This window comes from Mesorhizobium sp. M0047 (genome assembly GCF_040323315.1).
In the GTDB taxonomy this organism is placed as follows: domain Bacteria; phylum Pseudomonadota; class Alphaproteobacteria; order Rhizobiales; family Rhizobiaceae; genus Mesorhizobium.
Genome location: NZ_JAMYUW010000017.1, coordinates 33,143 through 57,587, shown reverse-complemented (window position 1 = coordinate 57,587; position 24,445 = coordinate 33,143). Strand labels below are relative to the sequence as shown.

General features: G+C 63.4%; 25 protein-coding genes and 1 tRNA gene. 17 read left to right on the top strand and 9 right to left on the bottom strand.

Going from position 1 to position 24,445, the window contains the following annotated elements:
* Nucleotides 1–307 precede the first annotated feature (307 nt).
* From NKJ89_RS18040 to NKJ89_RS18030, 3 genes are all read left to right on the top strand, one after another.
* Entirely contained in the window at nt 308–1,708 is a 1,401-nt protein-coding gene (locus NKJ89_RS18040) for a lipopolysaccharide biosynthesis protein (RefSeq protein WP_352604402.1), read from the top strand.
* On the top strand, nt 1,708–2,988 hold the full coding sequence (locus tag NKJ89_RS18035; RefSeq protein ID WP_352604400.1) for a GNAT family N-acetyltransferase: 1,281 nt from the start codon (nt 1,708–1,710) through the stop codon (nt 2,986–2,988). Before NKJ89_RS18040 ends, NKJ89_RS18035 begins: the two co-directional genes overlap by 1 nt.
* 209 nt (nt 2,989–3,197) lie before the next feature.
* On the top strand, nt 3,198–4,535 hold the full coding sequence (locus NKJ89_RS18030) for a coiled-coil domain-containing protein (protein ID WP_352604399.1): 1,338 nt from the start codon (nt 3,198–3,200) through the stop codon (nt 4,533–4,535).
* A gap of 52 nt (nt 4,536–4,587) precedes the next feature.
* Here NKJ89_RS18030 and NKJ89_RS18025 read toward each other — a convergent pair.
* Nucleotides 4,588–4,672 (bottom strand) — tRNA-Leu (locus NKJ89_RS18025).
* A gap of 254 nt (nt 4,673–4,926) precedes the next feature.
* Here NKJ89_RS18025 and NKJ89_RS18020 point away from each other — a divergent pair.
* Nucleotides 4,927–5,514 (top strand): YqaA family protein, encoded by a 588-nt coding sequence (locus NKJ89_RS18020; protein WP_352604397.1) that lies wholly within the window; start codon nt 4,927–4,929, stop codon nt 5,512–5,514.
* A gap of 35 nt (nt 5,515–5,549) precedes the next feature.
* Complete coding sequence (locus tag NKJ89_RS18015; protein WP_352604395.1) at nt 5,550–6,068, top strand: disulfide bond formation protein B; 519 nt, start codon at nt 5,550–5,552, stop codon at nt 6,066–6,068.
* Between the two features lie 356 nt (nt 6,069–6,424).
* On the opposite strand, the gene NKJ89_RS18010 is transcribed toward NKJ89_RS18015, so the two are convergent.
* Both NKJ89_RS18010 and NKJ89_RS18005 read right to left on the bottom strand, forming a co-directional pair.
* Nucleotides 6,425–6,982: an HNH endonuclease gene (locus NKJ89_RS18010; RefSeq protein ID WP_006328497.1), complete on the bottom strand. Its 558-nt coding sequence runs from the start codon at nt 6,980–6,982 to the stop codon at nt 6,425–6,427.
* Nucleotides 6,983–7,110: 128 nt separating this feature from the next.
* Complete coding sequence (locus NKJ89_RS18005; protein WP_352604393.1) at nt 7,111–7,752, bottom strand: DNA-3-methyladenine glycosylase family protein; 642 nt, start codon at nt 7,750–7,752, stop codon at nt 7,111–7,113.
* Between the two features lie 74 nt (nt 7,753–7,826).
* On the opposite strand from NKJ89_RS18005, the gene gluQRS reads away from it, so the two are divergent.
* Together gluQRS and NKJ89_RS17995 are read left to right on the top strand one after the other, a co-directional pair.
* Complete coding sequence (gene gluQRS, locus NKJ89_RS18000) at nt 7,827–8,702, top strand: tRNA glutamyl-Q(34) synthetase GluQRS (RefSeq protein ID WP_352604391.1); 876 nt, start codon at nt 7,827–7,829, stop codon at nt 8,700–8,702.
* 145 nt (nt 8,703–8,847) lie between these two features.
* Complete coding sequence (locus tag NKJ89_RS17995) at nt 8,848–9,744, top strand: DMT family transporter (RefSeq protein ID WP_352604389.1); 897 nt, start codon at nt 8,848–8,850, stop codon at nt 9,742–9,744.
* A 183-nt stretch (nt 9,745–9,927) separates the two neighbouring features.
* On the opposite strand, the gene NKJ89_RS17990 is transcribed toward NKJ89_RS17995, so the two are convergent.
* Entirely contained in the window at nt 9,928–10,779 is an 852-nt protein-coding gene (locus NKJ89_RS17990; protein ID WP_032906951.1) for a YihY/virulence factor BrkB family protein, read from the bottom strand.
* Nucleotides 10,780–10,834: 55 nt separating this feature from the next.
* Between NKJ89_RS17990 and NKJ89_RS17985 the strand changes: the two genes are divergently transcribed.
* The 7 genes from NKJ89_RS17985 (at nt 10,835) to NKJ89_RS17955 (ending at nt 16,232) form a co-directional block, all read left to right on the top strand.
* Complete coding sequence (locus tag NKJ89_RS17985; protein ID WP_352604387.1) at nt 10,835–11,701, top strand: SDR family oxidoreductase; 867 nt, start codon at nt 10,835–10,837, stop codon at nt 11,699–11,701.
* Nucleotides 11,702–11,725: 24 nt separating this feature from the next.
* Nucleotides 11,726–11,917: a twin transmembrane helix small protein gene (locus tag NKJ89_RS17980; protein WP_023757208.1), complete on the top strand. Its 192-nt coding sequence runs from the start codon at nt 11,726–11,728 to the stop codon at nt 11,915–11,917.
* Nucleotides 11,918–11,940: 23 nt separating this feature from the next.
* A complete protein-coding gene (locus tag NKJ89_RS17975) occupies nt 11,941–12,522 on the top strand; it encodes a cob(I)yrinic acid a,c-diamide adenosyltransferase (protein ID WP_352604385.1) in 582 nt (193 codons plus the stop codon).
* A gap of 27 nt (nt 12,523–12,549) precedes the next feature.
* Nucleotides 12,550–13,350 (top strand): rhomboid family intramembrane serine protease, encoded by an 801-nt coding sequence (locus NKJ89_RS17970; protein ID WP_352604508.1) that lies wholly within the window; start codon nt 12,550–12,552, stop codon nt 13,348–13,350.
* A gap of 183 nt (nt 13,351–13,533) precedes the next feature.
* A complete protein-coding gene (locus tag NKJ89_RS17965) occupies nt 13,534–14,283 on the top strand; it encodes an electron transfer flavoprotein subunit beta/FixA family protein (protein WP_023757211.1) in 750 nt (249 codons plus the stop codon).
* A gap of 24 nt (nt 14,284–14,307) precedes the next feature.
* A complete protein-coding gene (locus NKJ89_RS17960; protein ID WP_352604383.1) occupies nt 14,308–15,237 on the top strand; it encodes an electron transfer flavoprotein subunit alpha/FixB family protein in 930 nt (309 codons plus the stop codon).
* 116 nt (nt 15,238–15,353) lie between these two features.
* On the top strand, nt 15,354–16,232 hold the full coding sequence (locus NKJ89_RS17955) for a 3-hydroxybutyryl-CoA dehydrogenase (protein ID WP_352604382.1): 879 nt from the start codon (nt 15,354–15,356) through the stop codon (nt 16,230–16,232).
* Nucleotides 16,233–16,345: 113 nt separating this feature from the next.
* Here the strand turns inward: NKJ89_RS17955 and NKJ89_RS17950 are convergent, their stop codons facing one another.
* Together NKJ89_RS17950 and NKJ89_RS17945 are read right to left on the bottom strand one after the other, a co-directional pair.
* A complete protein-coding gene (locus NKJ89_RS17950) occupies nt 16,346–16,984 on the bottom strand; it encodes an NrsF family protein (RefSeq protein ID WP_352604380.1) in 639 nt (212 codons plus the stop codon).
* Nucleotide 16,985: 1 nt separating this feature from the next.
* The gene (locus tag NKJ89_RS17945) at nt 16,986–17,522 is read right to left on the bottom strand and encodes a sigma-70 family RNA polymerase sigma factor (RefSeq protein WP_352604378.1); all 537 of its coding nucleotides are present in this window, start codon (nt 17,520–17,522) and stop codon (nt 16,986–16,988) included.
* A 201-nt stretch (nt 17,523–17,723) separates the two neighbouring features.
* On the opposite strand from NKJ89_RS17945, the gene NKJ89_RS17940 reads away from it, so the two are divergent.
* From NKJ89_RS17940 to NKJ89_RS17930, 3 genes are all read left to right on the top strand, one after another.
* Nucleotides 17,724–18,731 carry an iron ABC transporter substrate-binding protein gene (locus NKJ89_RS17940; protein ID WP_352604376.1) on the top strand — a complete coding sequence of 336 codons (1,008 nt, stop codon included), beginning with the start codon at nt 17,724–17,726 and terminating at the stop codon, nt 18,729–18,731.
* Between the two features lie 174 nt (nt 18,732–18,905).
* Nucleotides 18,906–20,486 (top strand): ABC transporter permease, encoded by a 1,581-nt coding sequence (locus NKJ89_RS17935; protein WP_352604506.1) that lies wholly within the window; start codon nt 18,906–18,908, stop codon nt 20,484–20,486.
* The gene (locus tag NKJ89_RS17930; RefSeq protein ID WP_352604374.1) at nt 20,483–21,565 is read left to right on the top strand and encodes an ABC transporter ATP-binding protein; all 1,083 of its coding nucleotides are present in this window, start codon (nt 20,483–20,485) and stop codon (nt 21,563–21,565) included. The genes NKJ89_RS17935 and NKJ89_RS17930 overlap by 4 nt, the downstream gene beginning before the upstream one ends.
* Before the next feature lie 36 nt (nt 21,566–21,601).
* Here the strand turns inward: NKJ89_RS17930 and NKJ89_RS17925 are convergent, their stop codons facing one another.
* Genes NKJ89_RS17925 through ugpA form a run of 3 tightly spaced genes read right to left on the bottom strand, consistent with a single transcriptional unit; the run spans nt 21,602 to nt 24,418 of the window.
* Nucleotides 21,602–22,669 (bottom strand): sn-glycerol-3-phosphate import ATP-binding protein UgpC, encoded by a 1,068-nt coding sequence (locus NKJ89_RS17925; protein WP_352604372.1) that lies wholly within the window; start codon nt 22,667–22,669, stop codon nt 21,602–21,604.
* 7 nt (nt 22,670–22,676) lie between these two features.
* Nucleotides 22,677–23,525: a sn-glycerol-3-phosphate ABC transporter permease UgpE gene (ugpE, locus tag NKJ89_RS17920; protein WP_352604370.1), complete on the bottom strand. Its 849-nt coding sequence runs from the start codon at nt 23,523–23,525 to the stop codon at nt 22,677–22,679.
* Nucleotides 23,526–23,533: 8 nt separating this feature from the next.
* Nucleotides 23,534–24,418: a sn-glycerol-3-phosphate ABC transporter permease UgpA gene (ugpA, locus tag NKJ89_RS17915; protein ID WP_352604368.1), complete on the bottom strand. Its 885-nt coding sequence runs from the start codon at nt 24,416–24,418 to the stop codon at nt 23,534–23,536.
* Nucleotides 24,419–24,445: the final 27 nt, after the last annotated feature.

Below are 24,445 nucleotides of genomic sequence, written 5' to 3'. Positions count from 1 at the left end.
GCGACGGGTCGCCCTATGGCCAAGGATCAACAGCACCGCGCCTATGTGGTGAAGCTGGCGAGCCAGGGTGGCACCGTTGAACAAGACCGCGCCGGATATCTCCGCGCGCTTCGCAACCAGCGTATTGACGGCGTGCTCGTATCGGGTAGAGAGGACAACAGGGGCAACTCTCGGCCAGCAGGGGCCCGTTGCCTCCGGCAACTCCCCAGCGTTCGCATCCGCCGCCCCACCCCCACCCAACCGTTTCTTAATGTGTCTCCGCTACACCCAGCCCTGAAAAAGAAGCGGAAAACGGAGAGAAATCGGGGTGCGCTTTTCCGCGGCCACGACTGCCGGGCGGTTCTTGCCGCAGCGTTGGGCGCTGCGCATGAGGCCGCTGCTTGGCCGCATCGATGCCGTGCTGTTCACCGCCGACGAGCGCGGCGAGGCCGGCCGCATGTCGGTCATCGCCTTCTCCATCCGCATCGTCAGCGCCGTCATCGCCTTCATCAGCCAGGTGCTGATGGCGCGCTGGATGGGCTCGTTCGAATACGGCATCTTCGTCCTCGTCTGGGTGACGATGGTGATCGTCGGCAACCTCGCCTGCCTCGGCTTCCACACCTCGGTCATCCGCTTCATTCCCGAATACCGCGAGCGCGGCCTGATGGACGAACTGCGCGGCATCGTGCTGGCCAGCCGCCTGTTCGTGCTGATCGCCTCCACGCTCATCGCCGGGCTCGGCGCGCTCGGCGTCTGGCTGGCGGCACCCTGGATCGAAAACTACTATGTGATACCGTTCATCCTCGGCGTCATCTGCCTGCCGATGATCGCCATGTCCGACCTGCTGTCGGGACTGGCACGCGCCAACAGCTGGGCGCTGTTTGCCCTGTCGCCGACCTATCTGGTGCGACCCGTCCTGATCCTGCTGTTCATGGCGCTGATGCTTGTAGCGGGCTACGCTCCCGACGCCAGGACGGCGATCTTCGCCTCGATCGCCGCCACCTATGCCACCACGCTCGGCCAGCTCATCGGCGTCACCCAGCGCATGGAAAGGCAGATCCCGGCCGGGCCGATGAAGGTGCATTTCGCGCAATGGTTCGTCGTCTCGCTGCCGATCTTCCTGGTCGAGAGCTTCTTCTTCCTGCTCACCAATGCCGACGTGCTGATGGTCGGCGCCTATATGGATCCCAACGACGTCGCCGTCTATTTCGCCACGGTGAAGACGCTGGCGCTGGTGCATTTCGTCTATTTTGCCGTCAAGGCCGGCGTTGCCCAGCGCTATGCGCAGTTCACCCATGGCGACCCGCAGAGGCTCGCCGCCTTTGCCCGCGAGACGGTATCGTGGACGTTCTGGCCATCGCTGTTGATGGCGCTGCTGGTGCTGGCGCTCGGCGAACCGATGCTGGTGCTGTTCGGCCCTGAATTCGGCAGCGGCTATCCCTTGCTGTTCCTGCTCGTCTTCGGCGTCGTGGCCCGCGCCGCCGTCGGCCCTTGCGAAAGCCTGCTGACGATGAGCGGCAACCAGAACATCTGCGCCGCCGTCTATGCCATGACGCTGGCCTTCAACATCGCCCTCAACGTGGTGCTGATCCCGATGTTCGGCCTGTGGGGCGCGGCCATGGCCACCGCCTTTGCCATGATTTTCGAAGCCAGCGCGCTGTCCTTCACGGTGTGGCGCAAGCTCGGCATCGTCATGCTCATCTTCGTGCCTGCGAAAGGAGCCGCGTGATGGCCGCCATCCCGTTGCTTGAGGAAACCAGCGGCGGCACCGCCGGCGCCATGGTGTCGGGCCTTGCCGGACTGGCCCGCGACCCCGACCCTGCCCATATCGAGATCCTCGCCAACAACCGGCCCGAGCGCAAACTCGCCATCTATCCGGCATCGGCCGGCTTCGACCTGGTCGAGGAACTGGATTATCTCTGCGCCCGCACGGTCGAGCCCAACGTCTTCTTCAACCCGCGCTTCCTGGCACCCGCAATGCCGCGGCTGGAGGATCGCGAGGTGCGGCTGGCGGTCATCCGCGACGGCGATGAATACCGCAACCGGCTGCGCCTCCTGGTGCCGTTCTCGGTGGAGCGGCCGGCCATGCCGCTCGGCGTGCCGGTCATGCGCACATGGTCGAGCCCGTTCGGTCCGCTCGGCACGCCGCTGGTCGACCGTGACGATCCGGTCGGCGTCGTCGAGGATTTCTTCTCGATGCTGTCGCGCCCGCACCTCAAGCTGCCGAAAGTGTTCGTCCTGCCCGACATCCGGCTCGACGGCCCGGCGGCGAGCCTGATTGCCACCGTGGCCGAGACGCGCGGCCTGATGCTGGTCACCACCGGCCAGACGCAGCGCCCGGCGCTGGAGAGCGAAGCCGACGGCGACGATTACCTCAAGGCCTCGCTGCGCCCGCACCATTATCGCGAGTTCCGCCGGCTGAAGCGGCGGCTTGGCGACCTCGGCAGGCTGGAGCATGTCGTGGCGCGCGGGCCCGAAGATATCCGCCACGCCATCGAAAGCTTCCTGACGCTGGAGGCGGCCGGCTGGAAGGGCCGCGAACGCACCGCCATGGCGATCGACCGCTACCGCGCCGCCTTCGCCCGCGAGGCGGTGCACCGGCTGGCCGAGCAGGACATGTGCCGCATCCATTCGCTGACGCTCGACGGCCGCACCATCGCCTGCCTGATCGTCTTCGTCGAAACCGGCGTCGCCTACACCTGGAAAACGGCCTATGACGAGACGCTGGCCGCCTATTCGCCGGGCACGCTGCTGACGATCGAGGTGACCAGGCAGCATCTCGACGATCCCAACATCATGATGACCGATTCCTGCTCCGTGCCCGACCATCCGGTGATGAGCCGGCTGTGGGCCGAGCGCAAGCCGATGGGCACGCTGGTCATCGGCCTGACGCCGGACGCCGACCGCCTCACCCGCCAGGCCGCCTCGCAACTGCACCTCTACCGCGAGACCCGCAACATGGCCCGCCTGCTGCGCAACCGCATGAAGAGCTTGCTGGGACGGCGGTAGGCGGCCAGGCGCGGTCCCGAGAGAACGGCATATTTCGCTGCAAGCCGTGGATAATTGATAGAGGTGGCCGAGAACTTACTTCGATTCCCAACAGTCGATGCTAATATTGACGTCTGTTCATAACTTTTTAAGCGAAAACCGGCAAAATCTACTCGCAATCTTGTTCTTGATCCGCGATACTTCAGTGATTCGGTAGCGATGAGAGAAAAATGTCGCTGAATCATGAGGCCAACGGCGCCCGGCACATCAGTGCAGAGGCCAGTGCCGTTGTCCGAAGACGCGACGATGACGCGCTGGAAGAGCTGATCCGAAGCATTCAAGCCGGCACGGCTTCGCCTTTCTTCGAAGAGAAGCCCAACAGATTGGCCCAGTCGGATCCGCTGGCTGCTTCCCCCGCTTCAATTCAGACGGGCCAGGGCAGGCACCTTTCCTCCCCCTTGTCCAGCCATCATTCCGGTGACGATTTAGCCGCCCATTTGAAAGGCGTGGCGGAAGGGCTGGAATTGTCGCGTCAAGCATGGTCCTCCCTGCAGGACTATCTGGTCAGGCTCGATGCGCGGACGCGCCATGCCGACGCGCTCGATACCGAGACCTGGGAATTGCAAGGGGCGACGGCCAGGCTCGAACACCTGCATGATCGCGCCTCGAAAGAACTTGAGCGGAAATCGCGCGAGCTGTCGATCGCGAGCGCGACCATCGCCGACCTGAAGGTCGAACTCGACAGGACCCGTCAGGCCATTGCGGAGGCCGACAGGCACGCCAACCAGCGCGAAGCGCGGTTCCTCAAGGCGAATGTCGAGGTCGAGCGCCTGGGACGCAATCTGGCGCGAATCTCGGAGCAGCTTGCCGATGAGATCATGGCCAGGCAAGCCGCCGAGCGGGCGCGTGAGGACGTTGCATCGCGGCTTGCCGGCCTGGAACAGGCGGCCATGCTGCTTCATGCCAAGGTCGCGGATTACCAGATCCTCAACGAGCAACTGACCGGCAAACTGTCGCGGCAGATGGCGCTGCAGCAAGACCTGCAAGCGCGGCTGTCCACGGCCGAGCATGAGCGCGGCGTGCTCAACGATTGCGCCGCCGCCGCGCAAGAGCGGGCCGCGGGACTCGAGAGAGAATTGCGCTCGCTCCAGCGCCGGACCACGACTCTGCTCGTCGATCACGCCGTGGTGCGCGCACCGACGAGCCATGTCGGGGACGGTGCCGGGGAAGCAGCCGAGCATTGGCGCCGCGCTTCGCAAGCCGAGATCGCGAAGTTACGCGAGGAGCGCGACGCGGCGCGCAAGGACTATGCCGCGGTGAGGGTTCAACTCGCGGACCTGCGCTTGCGCGGCATGACCGACGAGCTCACCCATGCCCGTTGCCGCGATGAGAACCGCGAGCTTCAACACAGGCTGGAAACGCTGACGCGCCAGGACCGGCACAGCGGACCGGCCGCGGATGTGAGTGCCGATCTCGAACGGGCATTCGACGAATTGGACCTGCTGGCGACCGGTGAGCTTAGCGCGGCCAACGACGGCGATCCCGCCGGAGCGCGCAAAGCGTCTTGATCGCTGAAGGTCAAATTTTTCGGATTGCAACGCCGGTTCTTCGAAAAGGCAGTGGTGCCCCTAGCCGGGATCGAACCAGCACTCCTTGCGGAACTCGATTTTGAGTCGAGCGCGTCTACCAATTCCGCCATAGGGGCTCAGGCCGGGCGGCCTGGATGGCGCGGGACTATACGGTTGGGGGCCTGTTCGTCAACTGGCCAATTCTCCGGCTGGCCAATTCTCCGGCACGAATTCTCCGGCATGCCGGATGCGACCAAACTGCGTCTTTCGATTTCGTGACGGCGCTGCCATTGTGCAGTGCGGCAAATCTTTCTAGACAAGCGGCGCATCAAAGCGCGGCTGTCGGATAATATCGCTGCGCAATTTTGGGCGACATGCGTTAGGAGTGGCGATGCTTCGCGGACTTTACGACTGGACCTTGTCGCTGGCGGCCCGCAAATCCGCCGAATGGTGGCTGGCCTTCATCGCCTTCGTCGAAAGCTCGGTGTTCCTAGTGCCGGCCGACGTGCTCTATCTGCCGATGGCGCTGTCGCGGCCGGATCGCGCCTACCGCTATGCGCTGATCGCCACCGTCGCCTCGGTGCTGGGCGGCATCGCCGGCTGGTTTATCGGCCACTATGCCTATGACGCGGTGGCGCGGCCGATCCTCGAATTCTACGGCAAATACGACGAGTTCGAGAGGCTGCGCGCGGGCGCGGGCACCGGCTTCGTCATCCTGATGCTGATCACTTCGGGCGCTGCCCATCTGCCGCCGATCAAGGTGGTGACGATTCTGTCCGGCGTCATCGGCACGCCCTTGTTGCTGTTCATCGGGCTGGCGATTGTGGCGCGCGGTGGTCGCTTCCTGCTGCTCGCCTGGCTTTTGCGCCGCTATGGCGAGCCGATCCGCGACTTCATCGAAAAGCGCCTCGGCCTGATTGCCGGCGCCGCGGCCGCCGCCCTGATTTTGCTCTATATAACAGTCAAATACGCCCTCTGAAGACAGCCATTGCGAGCCGGACGGAGCCGATTGAAATGACAGCGACCATGAATGCCGACGCCGGGCGCCAGCGGACGCGCACGGCTCTGTTCCTCGCCGTCGCCATGGCCGCCACCGTCGGCTCGGCGCTCGGCTTCCAGTATCTCGGCGGGTACATCCCCTGCCATCTCTGCCTTGAGCAGCGCACACCCTACTACATCGGCGTGCCGCTGATGGTGCTGGCGGCGATTGCATCGATGCTGCACGCACCGGCTTGGCTGACGCGTGGCCTGCTGGCTGTCGGCGGCCTGCTGATGCTCTATGGCCTCTATCTCGGCGTCTATCACTCCGGCGTCGAATGGCAGTGGTGGGCCGGCCCGACCGATTGCACCGCGGGTGCCGGACCGGTCGACACCGGCGGCAAGGGCGTGCTCGACGCGCTCGACAAATTCGTGCCGCCCTCCTGCGACAAGGCCGCACTTCGCATCCTTGGCCTGTCGCTGGCCGGCTGGAACGCCATTGCCAGCCTGGTCCTCGCCGCCGTCGCCTTCCGCGGCGCTTTCACGCGCGACTGAGCAAAAATTCGCCAGGCTGAGTCGGATGGCGCGGCGTTCGACGTCCGAGCCAGATCGACCCCCACTCCGTCTCGGCTTCGCCGAGCCACCCCTCCCCCGATCGACGGGGTAGAGGAAGGGCGCGAACTTATTCTAGCCACCGCTCCTCACGCTGGGCTCCCTTCCTCTCCCTCCGGAGGGGGGAGAGGTGGCGCTGCGAAGCAGCGACGGAGTGGGGGAAGCCGGTCCTTAAGCGCGAAGCCGCTGATAAGTGAGCGCGACCGACCTGGCCCGACACTGGGGAGTGATAGGCATGTGAGCATCGGAAGCGCAGACAATCGCTCCAGACGACCGGCCTCCCGAATTCTCGGACGATCTCAGGGTTCGAGTTCGACATCCCAGTAGAGGTAATCCATCCAGCTCTCATGCAGATGGTTGGGCGGGAATAGGCGGCCGTTATTGTGCAGATCGTGCACTGTCGGCTGGAAAGGCTTCTGCAGCGGCCACATCTTGGCGTGCGCCGGCATCATGCCGCCTTTCCTGAGGTTGCAGGGCGAGCAGGCGGCAACGACATTCTCCCATGTCGTGGCACCGCCACGATGGCGGGGGATGACGTGGTCGAATGTCAGGTCCTCCGGCGTGCCGCAATACTGGCACTGGAAGCGGTCGCGCAGGAAGACGTTGAAGCGGGTGAAGGCCGGATGCCTCGACGGCTTCACATAGGCCTTCAGGCTGACCACGCTCGGCAGCTTCATCGAGAAGGTCGGCGAGGAGACGGCGTGCTCGTATTCGGCGACGATGTTCACCCGGTCGAGGAACACCGCCTTGATCGCGTCCTGCCAGGACCAGAGCGACAAGGGGTAATAGCTGAGCGGACGGTAATCCGCATTCAGCACCAGTGCTGGAAGCCCATCCGGAGATACGGCAACCGTCACGTGTTTACCTCCTTGGTTCTAGAACCGAACGGCGAGGATACTGTAAGCCCGACATGACAGGGATGTGAAGCGGATTGTCGCGTCGTCGAAGCATCAAAAAGATAGGATTTTCATGCTTTTTTGCGGTTTCAGGCCGGTGGTGCGGCGTCCCGCCCTCTGGTTTCGCGATAATAGGACCAGAAAAGCCGCGATGCGACACCTCGCCACGGGCTCCATGATTCGGCGAGTTGGATCAGTGTTTTCTCCGGCGGACGCGGGTCTATGCCAAGCGCATGGCCGACCGCGCTCTGCAAGGCGACGTCGCGCGCGGGGAAGATGTCGGGATGCCCGGCGGCAAACAACAGGTATACTTCCGCCGTCCACGGACCGATGCCCGGCACCGCCGTCATCGTCGTGATCGCGTCCTGGGCATCGAGCCAACAGAGGTGATGCAGGTCGAGGCCGTCGACCACGGCTTTCGCAATTGCGATCAGGCCACGCTGCTTCGGCCGCGACAGGCCGGCCTCGCGAAACATGTCTTCGCCGGCGGCCAGGATAGCCTGCGGCGTCAGCGGATCGACGAGCTTGGTCAGCCGGCCGAAGATCGCATCGGCGCTGGCGCGGGACACTTGCTGTGAAACGACAATTGAAGCCAGGCTTCGAAACCCCGGCTCTGAAAGCCGCAGCGGCACCTCGCCGGCCATGCCGCGCACCTTTTCCAGGCGTGGGTCGATCACGCAAAGCGCGTCGAGCCCCCGGGCAATGTCGTCCGATGTCACGATACGCTGCATGCTTTCTTGTTCCTCGACCGGCTGCACGGTAGCAATTGGCAAAACCGCCGCACAACCCGATTGCCGCCCAAGAGATGACACTCCTGACATTCCGCTTCGCGCCCAGCCCCAACGGCGAACTGCATCTCGGCCACGCCTATTCGGCGCTGCTCAACCAGGACCTGGCGACACAGGCTGGCGGCCGCCTGCTGCTGCGCATCGAGGACATCGACACAACGCGCTGCACGCCGCAATTCGAGGCCGGCGTGCTTGCCGATCTGAAATGGCTGGGGCTCGCATGGGAAGAGCCGGTGCGCCGCCAGTCCGAGCATTTCGCCGAGTACAAGGCGATGCTTGACCGGCTGATCGCGGAAGAACTCGTCTATCCCGCCTTCATGAGCCGTGGCGAGATCCGCGCCTTCATCACCGATAGCGAAAAGCACGGACGCGATTGGCCGCGCGATCCCGACGGCGTACCGCTCTATCCCGCCGCCGACAAGGCGCTGCCGATGAAGGAGCGCAAGCGGCGGATCGCCGAAAACACGCCTTTCGCCTGGCGACTGGATGTCGGCGCGGCCATGGTCCGTGTCGGCAAGGCCCTGTCATGGACCGAGTATTCCGACGAGACGCTGCTTGTGGCACGCTCTATCGAAGCCCGCCCGCAGGAGTGGGGCGACGTGATCGTGGCGCGTCGCGACATCCCGACCAGCTACCACCTCGCCGTCGTCATGGACGATGCGCTGCAAGGCATCAGCCACGTCGTGCGCGGGCAGGATCTGTTTTCCGCCACCGCCGTGCAGCGCCTGCTGCAGGAACTCCTCGGGCTGCCGCAGCCTGCCTATTTCCATCATCGTCTCATCCTCGGGCCGGATGGACGAAAGCTGTCCAAGAGCCTCGGCGATACCGGACTTGCCGCCTTGCGCCATGCCGGCGCATCACCCGACGACATCAGGCGGATGGTCGGGCTTTGAGGCCGGGGCTATCCGAGAAACCGCCCGCCAAGTGCACCGGCCGTTGAATTCCGATGATGCATGGATCAACGGTTTCACTTTGCGCGTCGCATTGAAGCGCAGTAGAGCAGCGCCACGTTCAACTCTCCCAGGCGGTCTCCGGAACATGCACAGCATCAAGCGGTTCATTCCCGCCACCTTCGTCGTCTTGTGGGCGACCGGCTTCATCGGCGCGCGCTATGCCATGCCGTGGGCGGAGCCGTTCACCTTCCTTGCCGCGCGTTTCGTCATCGCCGCCATCCTGCTGGCCGTCCTGATGCTGGTGCTGGACTCGAAGGGAGCCACCCGCGAGGAGGCATTGCATGCCACCGGCGCCGGCATACTGATGCACGGCGTCTATCTCGGTGCCGTGTTCTGGGCCATCCACCACGGCATGCCGGCCGGCTTTTCGGCCCTGATCGTCGGCCTGCAGCCGCTGATCACGGCGGTGCTGGCCGGCAAGCTTCTCGGCGAGGCGATCCTGCCACGCCACTGGCTTGGCCTTGGCATCGGCCTCGTCGGCATCGTCATCGTGCTGTGGCCGAAGCTCGGCGCGCTCGGCGGCGGCGTAACAGCGGCGACACTGGCCGCCTCGCTGGTCTCGGTGCTCGGCATGAGCGCCGGCACCATCTGGCAGAAGCGCTTCGCATCCGGCGGCGACCTCGTCGCGGCGACCATGTGGCAGTATGTCGGCGGCGCCTCGCTGATGCTCCTGGCTTCGCTCGCCTTCGAGACGCATACGGTCATCATCAACGGCGAATTGATCTTCGCCATGGCCTGGCTGGTGCTGGTGCTGTCGCTCGGCGCCATCTTCCTGCTGATGGTGATGATCCGCGACGGCGAGATGTCGAAAGTGGCCTCGCTGTTCTATCTTGTGCCGGCGGTGACGGCCATCATCGCCTGGGCCTTGTTCGACGAGCAGCTCAACGCGCTGCAGATTGCCGGCATGGCGATCACCACATTCGGCGTCGGCCTGGCAACGGCGCGGCAGACCAAGGGTGGAATTGTAGAATTGAGGAATTGAGGAATTGAGGAATTGAGGAATTGAGGAATTGAGGAATTGAGGAATTGAGGAATTGAGGAATTGAGGAATTGAGGAATTGAGGAAAATGGGCCCATCTGGCGCTGGGTGCTACTTCTTTAATTCTTCAATTCTTCAATTCTCCCGTTCCCCAGTTCTCCCGCTCCCAGTTCTCCAATTCGGCCGTCATCCAACCCGGGCGCGGGCCTCCAGATAGCGGCTGATCGCGGCATTGAGCTCGCCGCCAAGGATGAAGATCGCCGAGACCATGTAGAGGAAGACCACGGCGATCATGATCGAGGCGAGGCCGGCATAGGTCGTCACGTAGGACGAGAAGTGGTCGAGATAGGTGGCGAAGACGGTCGAGCCGACAAGCCATCCGGAAAGCGTGAAGATGATGCCCGGGACGATCGACACCAGGCGGCGCTTGCCCGCCGGCAACCAGAAATGGACAGCAAACAATCCGCCGACGATGACCGCCGAGGCGATCACATAACGCCACAGCGTGATGGTGCCCATATAGGGCTTGATCCAGTCGATATGGGCTTCGGCGAGCCGCGCCAGCAGCGGCGCGAACACCAGAAGCACGCTGATCGCCAGAAACCCGGCCGTTGCGATGAGCACGAAGATAATGCTCTGCACCCGGCGGTAAATGATGCCGCGCGTTTCCGAGACACGATAGGCGCGGTTGAGCGACGTGCGCAGCGCCTCGATGCCGTTCGAGGCGAAGTAGGCGGCAAGCAGCACGCCATAGGTCAAGAGATCGGTGCGCCTGACGGTCAGCACATTGAGCACCTCGCGCGCGATCGGCTTGGCGATCTGCTCGGGCCAGGTGTCGAACACAAGGTGCACGGCCGTGTCTGAGAACGCCTGCGCGCCGAGGAAGCTCGCCAGCGTCGTGGCAAAGATCAGGAATGGGAACAGGGCCATCAACGATGTGATCGCCAGATGGCTGGCCATCGCCCAGCCGTCATCGGTGTTGAAATGGCCAAGCGCGTCGTAGAGGACCCGTTTGAGTGCAACGATCTTCCGCAACAAGAACCGTGCCCTCCAATTGTCTCCACGCCGGGAATATGGGAAGGGATTGCGGCAAATGGCAACCCTTGGCGAAACCACGAACAGTTCAACGCAAGAGTTGCGCCCGATCATCGTCACCGGCGCATCTTCCGGAATTGGTGCGTATTGCGCCCGTGCGTTAAAGGCGGAAGGCTGGCGGGTGTTCGCCACCGCGCGCAAGCCGCAGGACATCGCCGCCCTCGAGATCGACGGTATCGAGGCTTTCTATCTCGATTATTGCGAACCGGATTCCATCGCCGCGCTGGTGGCGGCGGTGCTCGACCGCACCGGCGGCAGGCTCGACGCCCTGTTCAACAATGGCGCCTATGCGCAAGGCGGCGCCGTCGAGGATCTGCCCGTTGCCGCGCTCAAGGAGCAGTTCGAGGCGAATTTCTTCGGCTGGCATGACCTGACCCGCCGGCTGGTGCCGGTGATGCGCCGCCAGGGGCACGGCCGCATCGTCCACTGCTCGTCGATCCTCGGCTTGATGCCAGTGCGTTTTCGCGGCGCCTATTCGGCGTCGAAACACGCCTTGGAGGCCTTGATGCTGTGCCAGCGCCAGGAACTGGCCGGCAGCGGCATCCATGTCTCTCTGATCGAGCCCGGGCCGGTAAAGTCGAAAATCGCCAGCAACGCGCTTCCCTGGTTCTTGAAGAACATCGAGCACGAGACTTCAGTCCACCGCCTCGACTATGCGGCGCAACTGGAGCGGCTGCGGGCCGGCGGCAGTCAATCGGCCTTGAAGCCCGGACCGGAAGTGGTCCACGCGGCGCTGCGCCATGCACTTCTGTCGCGGCGCCCGCGCCCGCACTATGTGGTAACAGTGCCGGCCAGGATCGGTGCGGCGCTCAAACGCATCCTGCCCGCTTCGATGCTCTATCGCCTGCTCGCCAAGCGAGCCTGAAGCCAAACAACTGGAAACGCAATAATGGCATCCGTCTTCAACATCCTCGCCATCCTGGTCATGGTCGCCGTGGTGATCGTCCTCGTTCGCGGCCTTATCAACATGATGCGAGGCGGTTCCGGCTTCACCTCGAACAAGCTGATGCAGACGCGCGTTCTGTTGCAGGCCGTGGCGCTGGCGCTGATCCTGCTTGCGGTGTATTTCACCCGCAAGTGAGATATCGGCTGCCGGGAGGCGACGTGGTCAAGCTCAACAAGATCTACACCCGCACCGGCGATGACGGCACCACGGGTCTCGGCACCGGCGAACGGCGACTGAAATCCGATCTGCGGGTGGACGCCTACGGCACCGTCGACGAGGCCAATGCCTGCATCGGCATCGCCAGGATCCACACGGCATCGAGCCACCCCGCGATCGACGCCATGCTCGCCCGCATCCAGAACGATCTATTCGATCTCGGCGCGGATCTCGCCGTGCCCGACGACGGCAAGCCGCTCGGCTATGAGCCGCTTCGCATCGTCGCCGTGCAGACCGAGCGGGTCGAGAAGGAGATCGACCTGCTCAACAAGCAGCTTCAGCCGCTCAAATCCTTCGTGCTCAATGGCGGTACACCGGCGGCGGCCGCCCTCCATCTCGCCCGCACGGTGGCACGGCGGGCCGAACGACTGATGGTGGCCCTGGCCCAGGACCCGAACGAACACGTCAACCGCGACGGACTGAAATACATCAACCGCGTCTCGGATTTCCTGTTTGTCGCCGCCCGGGCGGTCAATGACAACGGAAACGCCGACGTGTTATGGGTTCCGGGCAAGAACCGCTGATTGTCGAAAGCGGAAGGGGCCTGCGGCATGTTCATCCCGCTCTACGATACCAACAGGCTGCGGCACATCAGGCTGCAATATGTGACGATCGGGCTGATCGCGGTCAACGCCCTGGTCTACCTCATCACTGCGATCGGCGGCGAGAATTTCTCCAATGCCGCCGTGCTTGGCCTCGGCTTCATCCCGTCGGTCGTGCATGACACCGCCGAACTCGACCCGCGCTTTGTCGTCATCCCCGAAAGCCTGAGCTATCTCAGCTATTCCTTCCTGCACGCCGACATCTTCCACCTCGGCGGCAACATGCTGTTCCTGTGGGTGTTCGGCGACAATGTCGAGGATGCGCTCGGCCACATCCGCTATCTCATCTTCTATCTGTTGTGCGCCGTTGCGGGAGCGGCCTTTCAGGGGCTCGTCGCCTGGGATTCGCAGGTGCCGCTGATCGGCGCGTCCGGGGCCATCGCCGGCGTGGTCGTCGCCTATCTGATCCTTTATCCCAGGGTAAAGGTCTGGGTGCTGGCCTTTGCCCGCATCCCGTTGCGCATTCCGGCCTTCATCCCGCTCATTCTGTGGGTGCTGTTCCAGGTGGTGATGTTTGCCGCCGGCGGTGAGGATCAGATCTCCTGGGCCTGCCACATCGGCGGCATCATCGCCGGCGCCGTTCTGGTGCTCATATTGCGCAGCCGCGGTGTGCCGCTGTTTGCAGGCCCTGACGAAGATGTCGCGCCCAGCGCTCCCAACCAGCAGCCGGTTGCCACGGAACCGCTGATCCCCGACCCGCCCGCCGCGACACCGCGCTGGGGGCGAGGAAACGCGTCCAGCTCGGACTGAACCGATTTGAGCAGCTTGCGGCGTATTGACGTGCAGGGTTGCCGCAACTACGGAAACGTCTCCGCCGCAGCCTAAGGCGGTCAAAGACCAGAATTTCCATCCGGAATGTCGGCTTTCGACAACTCAGCAGGGGCGCAGGCTGCTATAGGCGCGCCCAACTATCTCAAGAGAGGTGACAGGCAAATGAAGATCCTTGTGCCCGTGAAGCGGGTTGTGGATGCGAATGTGAAGGTTCGCGTGAAGGCCGATGGTTCGGCGGTTGAACTCGCCAACGTCAAGATGGCGATGAACCCGTTCGACGAGATCGCGGTGGAAGAAGCAATCCGGCTGAAGGAAGCCGGCAAGGCGGAAGAGATCATCGTTGTTTCGATCGGCCCGCAGCAGGCGCAGGAAACCCTGCGCACCGCGCTCGCCATGGGCGCCGACCGCGCCATTCTGGTCAAGACCGACGAGCAGACCGAGCCGCTCGGCGTCGCCAAGGTGCTGAAGGGCGTGGTCGAGGCAGAGCAGCCCGGCCTCGTCATCCTGGGCAAGCAGGCGATCGACGACGATTCCAACCAGACCGGCCAGATGCTGGCGGCGCTTCTGGGCTGGGCGCAGGGCACCTTCGCTTCCAAGGTCGTGCTCGACGGCGACAAGGCCAAGGTGACGCGCGAAGTCGACGGCGGCCTGCAGACCGTGGAATTGAAGATGCCGGCGATCGTGACCGCCGACCTTCGCCTCAACCAGCCGCGCTATGCCTCGCTGCCCAACATCATGAAGGCCAAGAAGAAGCAGCTCGACGAGAAATCGCCCGCCGACTACGGCGCCGACGTCAAGCCGCGCCTCAAGGTCATCAAGACCGAGGAGCCAGGTGGCCGCAAGGCGGGTGTCAAGGTCAAGAGTGTCGCCGAACTGGTCGACAAGCTGAAGAACGAAGCCGGCGTTTTGTAAGCGATCGGGAAAGGAACAGATAAAATGGCAATTCTCCTCATCGCCGAACACGACAACGCCACCCTTTCCGACCAGACCGCCAAGGCGCTGTCGGCGGCCCTGCAGATCGGTTCGGACGTGCATGTGCTGGTGGCTGGCAAGAGCGCCAAGGGCGCAGCCGATGCTGCCGCCAAGCTGAAGGGCGTCACCAAGGTGCTGCTCGCGGAAGCCGACGAACTCGCCGAGCGTCTCGCCGAACCGACGGCGGCACTCGTCGTGTCGCTGGCAGGCGCCTACGACACCATAATCGCGCCGGCGACCTCGTCGGGCAAGAATGTCGCGCCGCGCGTGGCTGCCTTGCTCGACGTCGCGCAGGTATCGGAGATCATCGAAGTCGTATCGCCCGACACCTTCAAGCGGCCGATCTATGCCGGCAACGCCATCCAGACGGTGCAGTCGAGCGACGCCAAGAAGGTGATCACGGTGCGCACCGCCTCTTTCCAGGCAGCACCCGAGGGCGGCTCGGCCTCCATCGAAACCGTCAAGGCCGCGGCCAATCCGGGCCTGTCCTCCTTCGTCGAGAACAAGCTGTCCGAGACCGACCGTCCGGAACTGACCTCGGCCAAGATCATCATCTCAGGTGGTCGCGCACTGGGCTCCTCGGAAAAATTCCAGGAGGTCATCCTGCCGGTCGCCGACAAGCTCGGTGCAGCCGTCGGCGCTTCCCGCGCCGCCGTCGATGCCGGCTATGCGCCGAACGACTGGCAGGTCGGCCAGACCGGCAAGGTCGTCGCCCCCGATCTCTACATCGCGGTCGGCATCTCCGGCGCCATCCAGCACCTCGCCGGCATGAAGGATTCGAAGGTCATCGTCGCCATCAACAAGGACGAGGAGGCCCCGATCTTCCAGGTAGCCGACTACGGCCTCGTCGGCGATCTCTTCGTCATCCTGCCGGAGTTGCAAAAGGCGCTTTGACGCTTTCTGCCAAAGCGTATTAAATAGTGAGGGCGGGGTAGACGAAGTCGACCCGCCCTTTTAGTTTGCACCGCACAAAAAGCAGGCCGCAAAGGCATTTTGACGGGATCGGTGTAATGAGCAAGATCGAGACGATCGGTATCATCGGCGCGGGCCAGATGGGCGGAGGTATCGCCCATGTCTCCGCGCTTTCGGGCTACAAGGTGCTGATCTACGATATATCGCCCGACCGCATCGAGAAGGGCATCGCCACCATCAGCGGCAACATGGCTCGCCAGGTGGGTTCCGGCAAGCTCGAAGAGAAGGTGCGCAACGAAGCGATGGCGCGCATCTCTTCCGCGCCGGCGATGGCGGATCTTGCCGGCGCCGATCTGGTGATCGAGGCGGCGACCGAGGACGAGACCGTCAAGCGCAAGATCTACGCCCAGCTCTGTCCGCAGCTCAATCCCGAAGCCATCCTGGCGACCAATACTTCGTCGATCTCGATCACGCGGCTTGCCGCGCAAACCGACCGGCCGGAGCGGTTCATCGGCATACATTTCATGAACCCGGTGCCGCTGATGAAGCTGGTCGAACTGGTGCGCGGCATCGCCACCGAGGACCAGACCTTCGAGGCGGCCAAGACCTTTGTGAAGCAGCTCGACAAGACGATCACGGTCTCGGAGGATTTTCCGGCCTTCATCGTCAATCGCATCTTGCTGCCGATGATCAACGAAGCGATCTACACGCTCTATGAGGGTGTCGGCTCGGTCGACGCCATCGACACCGCCATGCGGCTCGGCGCCAACCATCCGATGGGGCCGCTGCAGCTTGCCGATTTCATTGGTCTCGATACCTGCCTGTCGATCATGCAGGTGCTGCACGACGGCCTGTCGGATTCGAAATACCGTCCTTGCCCGCTGCTGGTGAAATATGTCGAGGCCGGCTGGCTCGGCCGCAAGACCGGGCGCGGCTTCTACGACTATCGCGGCGAGCATCCCGTTCCGACGCGCTGATCAGATTCGCGTCAGCAGCAGGCTCTTTTCGGGACCGGTTCTGATCGAGACCGACAAACAGTTGGCGGAATGATCAAGGATCGGTGAGCACGTGCCGTGATCGCGGTGGCGCACTACCAGCGCACGAAAAATCGCCCGCCAATCGCACCAAGTAGCGCCAGTACAGCGATCGCGATCGTGTACCAGGTAGCGACGAAAAGCGGCGAATCGTCGAAGCAGTGCGCGGCATAGAAGGTCGCCGACAGCCCGCCGGCGAGCAGGCCCGCGACCGCGCCTGCAAGCACCGGTCGTGTCGGCGCGCCGTAGCGCAGCATCCACAGGAAGATGGCAAGCGGTCCGATCCCGATCAAAGGGATGAATGTCATGCAGATCATCATGTTGGAGCCGACCATCCTTGTGCCCCACAGCGCCTCCGGCACCATGAAAAGCTCCAGAACCACCGCCACGGCTACCAGCACCGGCGCCGCGGCCATCCAGGCCATTGCCCGGCGCGTCGAAGCTCCCGGCGTCGACAAGTCGCGGACCAGGGCAAAGGCACTGAAGGCAAGCACGATGGTGAAAACAAACTTGGAGAGAAAACGCATCGTATGCGCGGCCGCCATGAAGTCCGGGCGCGGGCCGATGGTCAGCAGGAAAACGACGGCGGCGATCACCGCCGCAGCACCGGCGGCCATCCACCAGGCCGATTGCAACGGCATCGCCTTGCTACCGGCATCGGCGTCCAGCGCCTTGATGAGATCGTCCGTCCTCATGTCATTCCCGCCCGAATCGCTTGGCTATCGCGGCAAGTCCCCGATGCAGCGACACACGCACCGCCGTCTCGCTGATACCGAACCTTGCCGCCGTCTCTCCGATAGAGCGGCCTTCCACCGACACGGCTGAGACCACCGAGCGCTGTGCCGGCGACAGGCCATCCAAAGCCCGGTTGATGTCGCGCTCGCTGACGGTTTCCGCTTCCGGCTCGGCGAATGTCTCGGCGATATCGTCGATATCGACCTCGATGCGCCGTCCACGCCGCCGGAACGCGTCGATGAGCTTGAAGCGGGCGATTGCATAGATCCACGGCAACACCGGCGCGTCCTGGCGCCAGGTATGTCGTTTCACATGAATGGCCAGCAACGTTTCCTGCACGACATCCTCGGGATCGACCCCGCCCTGCACGATCTTGCGCCTGACAAAACCGCGCACCAGCGCGGCAATCCGGTGCAGAAAGTCGGCATAGGCCCTTTCATCTCCCGCGATCGCGGCCCGCATCAGCCGGGAAAGCTCGGCCTCGTTCTTGCCGCTCACAAGAGTTCACTCCCCCGATTTTCGCGTCTCGGCGCTGATTTGTTACGTGGCCGGCGAAATAATGTCCAAGCCAAACTAGCGGCAAATCACGAAACTTTGCAGGCGCTCGATCAAAATCAGCAAAGCAATGTTGACTATCATGGTCAGGTATCGATAGGTGCAGCCCTGACAGACCGAAGACCCGCAGAACGAGGACATGCCATGAAATACGCCCTTTCCACCCTCGTCGGCGCCACCGCGCTGGCAATCACCCTGCTCGCCGGTCCGGCGATGGCGGAAGATGATGGCATCATTGTTTACAACGCCCAGCACGAGAGCCTGACCAAGGCGTGGGCCGAAGGCTTCACCAAGGAGACCGGCATCAAGGTGACCGTGCGCAATGGCGGCGACAGCGATTTCTCGAACCAGATCGTCGCCGAGGGCGCTGCTTCGCCCGCAGACGTGTTCCTGACGGAAAACTCGCCAGCCATGGTGCTGGTCGAAAATGCCGGCCTGTTCGCGCCGGTCGAAGCCGACACGCTGGCCCAGGTTCCCCAGGACTATCAGCCGGCCAGCGGCAAATGGGTCGGCGTCGCGGCGCGCAGCACGGTCTTTGCCTATAACAAGACCAAGCTAAGCGCCGACCAGCTACCCAAGTCGATGCTTGACCTCGCGGATCCGAGCTGGAAGGGCCGTTGGGCCGCTTCCCCATCGGGCGCCGATTTCCAGGCCATCGTCAGTGCGCTGCTTCAGCTCAAGGGCGAGGCCGCCACGGCGGACTGGCTGAAGGCGATGAAGACCAACTTCACCGCCTACAAGGGCAACAGCACGGTGATGAAGGCGGTCAACGCCGGCGAAATCGAAGGCGGCGTGATCTACCATTATTACTATTTCGGCGATCAGGCCAAGACCGGCGAAAACAGCAAGAATGTCGCGTTGCACTATTTCAAGAACCAGGATCCGGGCGCATTCGTTTCGATCTCCGGTGGCGGTGTGCTGGCTTCGAGCAAGCATCCGAAGGAAGCCCAGGCCTTCCTGAAATGGGTGACCGGCAAGGGCGGCCAGGACGTGCTGAAGACCGGTGATTCCTTCGAATACGCGGTCGGCAAGGGTGCGGAGTCCAACCCGAAGCTGGTACCGCTCGCCGATCTGCAGGCGCCAAAGGTCGATGCCACGAGGCTGAACTCCAAGAAAGTCACCGACCTGATGACGGCAGCCGGCTTGCTTTAGTTGGCATTCCTCCTAAAAGGACAACCGACCACGCTCCCGCGGGAATTCGCCTTCCGCGGGAGTGATTTTGTTTTTCGAGATGGCATTCGTCGATGACGACACGCTGTGTTCCCGACCGCGACCGCGGTCCTTCTGTTGCTGCCGCTGAGCGCCAACGGCGTGGCGTCTGACCTGATGCAGTCTGCGGTCGATCTTGCGCGCTCGGGCCTGCCTTCGGGCACAGGCCGAAGGTCTCGGCGGCGCGTACCGCTTTGGCTGGTCATCGTCGCTATCTTCGTTGCGCTGCTGGCGCTTCTGCCGCTTGCCTTCATCATCTGGATCGCAGTGCAGACCGGCTGGGAAACCGTCTCGGCGCTGGTCTTCCGGCCACGTGTCGGCGAGCTTCTGGTCAACACGGTCCTGCTGGTGCTGCTCTGCGTACCGATCACCATCGTGCTGTCGGTTGCACTGGCCTGGCTGACCGAGCGCAGCAACCTGCCGGGCGCCCGGTTCTGGGCGTGGCTGTGCGTGGCGCCGCTCGCCATTCCCGCTTTCGTGCACAGCTATGCCTGGATCACCATGGTGCCAGGACTGCACGGCCTGTGGGCCGGCGTCCTGATTTCCGTGATCGCCTATTTCCCGCTCCTGTATCTGCCGGTGTCGGCGGCGCTGCGCCGTCTCGATCCCGCCCTTGAGGATGCCGCCGCCGCACTCGGCCTTGGGCCCCGGCGCGTGTTTTGGCGTGTCGTGCTGCCGCAATTGCGGCTCGCGATCTGCGGCGGCTCGCTGCTGGTCGGTCTGCATCTGCTGGCTGAGTACGGCCTCTATGTCTTCATCCGCTTCGACACCTTCACCACGGCGATCGTCGACCAATTCCAGTCGACCTTCAACGGGCCGGCCGCCAACATGCTGGCCGGCGTACTGGTAAGCTGCTGTTTCGTGCTGCTCGGCCTCGAAGTGCTGGTGCGCGGCGAGGAGCGCTATGCCCGCGTCGGCTCGGGCGCCGCGCGCTATCAGCAGCGCACAAGCCTCGGACGGGCCACCGGACCTTGCCTGGCCTTGCTTGTCGTCACCACGCTGCTGGCGCTTGGCGTGCCGTTCGTCACCATCGGCGGCTGGCTTGCCGCCGGCGGCGCCGCTGTCTGGTGCTTCGACGAGATAGGGCTGGCGCTTGGCCAAACGCTGTTCCTGGCGCTCGCCGGCGCATTGCTCGCCACGGTCGCCGCCATGCCGATGGCCTGGATCTCGATCCGCGCGCCGGGGCCATTGCAGCGCCTGCTGGAGGGCTGCAATTACATCGTCGGCTCGTTGCCGGGGGTCGTCATTGCGCTGGCGCTGGTCACCATCACAGTGCGCATCGCGTTTCCGCTCTACCAGACCCTATTCACCATCCTGATGGCCTATGCGCTGATGTTCCTGCCGCGCGCGCTGGTCAGCCTGCGCGCGTCGATCGCGCAGGCACCTGTCGAACTCGAACGCGCAGCTTCCAGCCTCGGCCGGCCGCCGCTGCAGGCGCTGTGGTCGACCACGATCCGCCTGTCGGCGCCAGGTGCAGCAGCCGGCATGGCGCTCGTGGCGCTCGGCATCATGAACGAACTGACCGCCACCCAGATGCTGGCGCCGAACGGCACCCGCACGCTGGCGATGGCGTTCTGGTCCTATAGCGGCGAGATTGATTATGCCTCTGCGGCACCTTACGCCTTCATCATGGTGGCCATGTCGCTTCCCTTGACCTGGCTGCTTTATGTCCAGTCGAAACGGATGGCCGGACGATGAGCTTTCTCGAGATCAGCGGCCTGCACAAGCATTACGGCCCGGTCGCGGCGCTTGCCGGCGTCGACCTCAGCGTCGCCAGTGGCAGCCGCACGGCGATTGTCGGCCCATCGGGCTGCGGCAAGACGACCCTGCTGCGGCTGATCGCCGGCTTCGAGGCCCCGGATCGGGGCCGCATCATGCTCGACGGCGAGGTCCTGGCCAATGGTGACGGTGCCGTGCCGGCACATCGCCGCGGCATCGGCGTGGTGGCGCAGGACGGCGCTCTGTTCCCGCATCTGACCATCGGCGACAATATCGGCTTCGGCATGGCGCGCGGCGAAGAAAAGCGCACTGAGCGCATCGTCGAACTCGCCTATATCGTCGGGCTCGACAAGGCGATCCTCAAACGCCGCCCGCACGAACTCTCCGGCGGCCAGCAGCAGCGCGTGGCGCTGGCCCGCGCCATGGCGATGAAACCCAGGCTGATGCTTCTTGACGAGCCGTTCTCGGCGCTCGACACCGGCCTGCGCGCCTCGATGCGCAAGGCAGTGGCCGAGCTTCTGGAAACCGCCGGCATCACCACCATTCTGGTGACGCACGACCAGGCCGAAGCGCTGTCCTTCGCCAGTCAGGTCGCGGTGATGCGCGATGGCAAGTTCTCGCAGGTCGGTACGCCGCGCGAACTCTATTTCAAGCCGAAGGACAGGATGATCGCCGAGTTCCTCGGCGACGCCATCATCCTGCCGGCAAAGATATCCGCTGGCTTCGCCAGCTCGCCGCTCGGCCGCATAGCGGTCGACACCAACGACAGCCGCGATGTTGCCCGCATCATGCTGCGGCCGGAGCAGATCGCGCTGAAAAGAACGTCGCGCGAGGGCATGTCGGGCACTTCGGACATGCTGTTCGGCGAAGTGACGGAATCGGAATTCGCCGGCTCGATGTGCACGATCGCGGTTCGGCTCTTGAACAATGCGGATCCGCCCGATGCGGCCGCGATCGGCAACACGCCGCTGGTGCTGCGCAAACCAGGCATGGACGCGCCGGCGGTCGGCGAGATCGTCCGGCTGACCGTGTCGGGAAAGGCGCATGTCTTTGCCTGAACGCCGACGCGCGGAGCGTAGGACATATCGTTCGGACTAGCCGACGCGCTTTCCGGTGTGATCGAACCAATGCAGCTTTTCTGCCTTGGCAACCACGCGCAACTGATTGCCGACCGTAGCGGTGGCGCGACCAGCGACACGCACGATGATGCTGCTGCCGCCTGCGGCGCAGTGAAGAAAACTCTCGGCACCTACCGGTTCGACGGCCGCGACCAGCGCCGGCAGGACGAGTGCGCCGGACGGCGCCTCCGCATTGAAGGTAACGTCGGCATCCTCGGGCCGAAAACCGACTGTCGCGGGTCTTGCCTGCTCAGGCGCGAAAGCAATCGCCGAGCCGTCAGCTAGCATCGGGCCCGAGGAGCCCCCAGTCAACGCCAGGAGATTCATTGGCGGCGCGCCGATGAAGGAAGCGACGAACGTCGAAGCCGGTTTCTCGTAGACGTCGAGCGGCGCCCCCATCTGCTCGACCAGTCCGGCATTCATGACGACGAGGATGTCGGCCAGCGTCATCGCCTCGAGCTGGTCGTGGGTGACATAGACCGACGTGACGCCAAGCGAGCGCTGCAGGTTCTTGATCTCGACCCGCATCTGGCCGCGCAATTTGGCATCGAGATTGGAGAGCGGCTCGTCGAACAGGAAAACCCGCGGGTTGCGCACAATGGCGCGGCCCATGGCGACCCGCTGGCGCTGGCCGCCGGACAACTCGCGTGGGCGTCTGTCGAGCAGTGTCGAGAGTTCCAGCACTTTCGCCGTCGAGCGGACCCGACTGTCGATCTCGTCTTTCGGCGTGCCGCGGTTGCGCAACCCGTAGGCCATATTGTCGTAGACCTTCATATGCGGGTAGAGCGCATAATTCTGGAACACCATGGCGATGTCACGCTCGGTCGGGCCGATGGAGTTGACGATCTTGCCGTCGATCGCAACCGTTCCCGAGGAGATGGTTTCGAGCCCAGCGATCATTCTGAGCAGCGTGGACTTGCCGCAGCCGGATGGGCCGACCAGCACGCAAAGCTCCTTGTCGGGAACGGCGATGGAAACCCCCTTCACGGCCTCGAAGCCGCTCGGGTAGACCTTCTTAACGTCCTTCAGATCGACGGTCGCCATCAGCTTCTCACTTTTCGGAATCGACTAGGCCGCGAACGAACCAGCGTTGCATCAGCACCACGACCAGGATCGGCGGCACGATGGCCAGCATCGCTGTGACCATGACCAGGTGCCATTGCGTATCGGCATCGGCGAAGGAGACCATCTTCCTGAGCGCGATGACGATCGTATTCATGTTGTTGCTGTTGGTGACAAGCAACGGCCATAGATACTGTGTCCAGCCATAGATGAAGAGGATGACGAACAGCGCCGCGATGTTTGTCCGCGACAAGGGCAACAGGATATCGAAGAAGAAGCGCCATGGCCCCGCACCGTCGACACGCGCCGCCTCCACCAGTTCACCTGGAATGGTCATGAAAAACTGCCGAAACAGTAATGTGGCGGTAGCCGAGGCAATCAGCGGGATGATCAGGCCGGCATAGGTGTCGATCATGCCGAGATCGACCATCACCTTGTAGGTGGGCAGGATGCGCACCTCAACAGGAAGCATCAGGGTGATGAAGATCAGCCAGAAGAAGACCATCCGCAGCGGAAAACGGAAGAACACGATCGCATAGGCCGACAGGATAGAGATGAAAATCTTCCCCACCGCGATGCCGAGCGCCATGACCGTGGTGTTGAGCAGCAGCCTGCCGACGCTGACGCCGCCGATGCGGCCGACACCGCCAAACAGCGCTTCGGTGTAATTGTTCCAGAACTGATCGCTGGGCAGGAGCGGCAATGGCGGCTTAAGGATCGTTTGCAGCGTCTGCGTCGAGGCAACGAATGTGTAGTAGATCGGGAAGGCGACGATCAATATGCCGAGGATGAGCACGGCATGGGCGAGGAAAATGCGAGTCGAGGACTGACCGATCATCGCTGCCCTCAGCCGTAATGGACTTTGCGTTCCACGTAGCGGAACTGGATGGCGGTGAGCGAGATGACGATGATCATCAGGATGACCGACTGCGCTGCGGAGTCACCGAGGATCAGATTGACGAAGCCGTCATTGTAGACCTTGTAGACCAGCGTCTCGGTCGTCCTGCCCGGCCCGCCGCCAGTGACGGCATGAACGATGCCGAACGTGTCGAACAGGGCATAGACGGTGTTGACGACCAGCAGGAAGAAGGTCGTCGGCGCAAGCAGCGGAAAGACGATGGTCCAGAAGCGCTTGGTCTCGCCGGCGCCGTCCATGGCCGCCGCCTCGATCAGAGTTTTCGGCACCGCCTGCAGGCCGGCGACGAAGAACAGGAAATTATAGCTGATCTGCTTCCAGGCAGCGGCGGACACCAGCAGGATCATGGCATCGGTGCCGTTGAGCAGCGGATCCCAAGCGATGCCGAAACTCCTCAGCATGTAGGCCAGCGACCCGATCGACGGGTTGAAGAGGAACAGCCACAGCATACCGGCAATCGCCGGCGCCACCGCGTAGGGCCAGATCAAGAGTGTGCGGTAAAGACCTTTGCCGCGCACCACCTTCTCTGCCATCACCGCAAGCAGGAGCGCCACGCACATGGCGACGATAGCGGTCGCAAGGGAAAACACCACCGTGACCTTGATCGAGTTGAGGTAGGCCGGATCGGCAAGCACCTTCCTGAAATTGGCGAACCAGACGAACCTGGTCCTCAGTCCGAACGGATCCTGCCTGAGCATGGACTGATAGAAAGCCTGACCGGCCGGCCAGTAGAAAAAGACGAGCGTGATCGCTAGTTGCGGTGCCACCAAGAGGTAGGGGAGGACCTTGTTGGGAAAGACGACGCGAGGGGTCAAGGAGCCACTCCGGGCTGGTTAGTCGGG

What these genes read in the sequence shown, in the direction of transcription:
- NKJ89_RS18035 (WP_352604400.1), top strand. Translation starts at nt 1,708, where the DNA reads ATGGCCGCCATCCCGTTGCTTGAGGAAACCAGCGGCGGCACCGCCGGC.
- NKJ89_RS18030 (WP_352604399.1), top strand. Translation starts at nt 3,198, where the DNA reads ATGTCGCTGAATCATGAGGCCAACGGCGCCCGGCACATCAGTGCAGAG.
- NKJ89_RS18020 (WP_352604397.1), top strand. Translation starts at nt 4,927, where the DNA reads ATGCTTCGCGGACTTTACGACTGGACCTTGTCGCTGGCGGCCCGCAAA.
- NKJ89_RS18015 (WP_352604395.1), top strand. Translation starts at nt 5,550, where the DNA reads ATGACAGCGACCATGAATGCCGACGCCGGGCGCCAGCGGACGCGCACG.
- NKJ89_RS18005 (WP_352604393.1), bottom strand. Translation starts at nt 7,752, where the DNA reads ATGCAGCGTATCGTGACATCGGACGACATTGCCCGGGGGCTCGACGCG.
- gluQRS (WP_352604391.1), top strand. Translation starts at nt 7,827, where the DNA reads ATGACACTCCTGACATTCCGCTTCGCGCCCAGCCCCAACGGCGAACTG.
- NKJ89_RS17995 (WP_352604389.1), top strand. Translation starts at nt 8,848, where the DNA reads ATGCACAGCATCAAGCGGTTCATTCCCGCCACCTTCGTCGTCTTGTGG.
- NKJ89_RS17985 (WP_352604387.1), top strand. Translation starts at nt 10,835, where the DNA reads ATGGCAACCCTTGGCGAAACCACGAACAGTTCAACGCAAGAGTTGCGC.
- NKJ89_RS17980 (WP_023757208.1), top strand. Translation starts at nt 11,726, where the DNA reads ATGGCATCCGTCTTCAACATCCTCGCCATCCTGGTCATGGTCGCCGTG.
- NKJ89_RS17970 (WP_352604508.1), top strand. Translation starts at nt 12,550, where the DNA reads ATGTTCATCCCGCTCTACGATACCAACAGGCTGCGGCACATCAGGCTG.
- NKJ89_RS17965 (WP_023757211.1), top strand. Translation starts at nt 13,534, where the DNA reads ATGAAGATCCTTGTGCCCGTGAAGCGGGTTGTGGATGCGAATGTGAAG.
- NKJ89_RS17960 (WP_352604383.1), top strand. Translation starts at nt 14,308, where the DNA reads ATGGCAATTCTCCTCATCGCCGAACACGACAACGCCACCCTTTCCGAC.
- NKJ89_RS17955 (WP_352604382.1), top strand. Translation starts at nt 15,354, where the DNA reads ATGAGCAAGATCGAGACGATCGGTATCATCGGCGCGGGCCAGATGGGC.
- NKJ89_RS17950 (WP_352604380.1), bottom strand. Translation starts at nt 16,984, where the DNA reads ATGAGGACGGACGATCTCATCAAGGCGCTGGACGCCGATGCCGGTAGC.
- NKJ89_RS17940 (WP_352604376.1), top strand. Translation starts at nt 17,724, where the DNA reads ATGAAATACGCCCTTTCCACCCTCGTCGGCGCCACCGCGCTGGCAATC.
- NKJ89_RS17935 (WP_352604506.1), top strand. Translation starts at nt 18,906, where the DNA reads ATGCAGTCTGCGGTCGATCTTGCGCGCTCGGGCCTGCCTTCGGGCACA.
- NKJ89_RS17930 (WP_352604374.1), top strand. Translation starts at nt 20,483, where the DNA reads ATGAGCTTTCTCGAGATCAGCGGCCTGCACAAGCATTACGGCCCGGTC.
- NKJ89_RS17925 (WP_352604372.1), bottom strand. Translation starts at nt 22,669, where the DNA reads ATGGCGACCGTCGATCTGAAGGACGTTAAGAAGGTCTACCCGAGCGGC.
- ugpE (WP_352604370.1), bottom strand. Translation starts at nt 23,525, where the DNA reads ATGATCGGTCAGTCCTCGACTCGCATTTTCCTCGCCCATGCCGTGCTC.